We start from the raw sequence: 246 nt of genomic DNA on the forward strand, positions 1-246 counted from the left end.
GCCGACAGCGCGGACAGCAGCGCCCACACCACCAGGAACACCCGCCCGGGCGTCCACGTGGCCCGGACGGCCGTGCGGGACGCGCCGCCGGCCGTGGTCGCCCGCATCATCCTGACCCGCCCGGCGGTGGAGGCCGGGGAGCGGCTGGGGTACCTGCCCGGCACGCTGACCGACAAGATCGACCCGTATCTCCGCCCGCTGTACGACGCACTGAACGAGATGCTCGATCCGGACCTCGTCCCGAAG

General features: G+C 73.6%; 1 protein-coding gene. It reads left to right on the forward strand.

Going from position 1 to position 246, the window contains the following annotated elements; translation table 11 throughout:
• Nucleotides 1–246: PhoH family protein (locus SB719_RS21945; protein WP_412160002.1), on the forward strand; the 246-nt coding region annotated here is incomplete at both ends.

It is taken from the genome of Pantoea sp. SIMBA_079, assembly GCF_046940275.1.
GTDB classification, from domain to species: domain Bacteria; phylum Pseudomonadota; class Gammaproteobacteria; order Enterobacterales; family Enterobacteriaceae; genus Pantoea; species Pantoea borealis.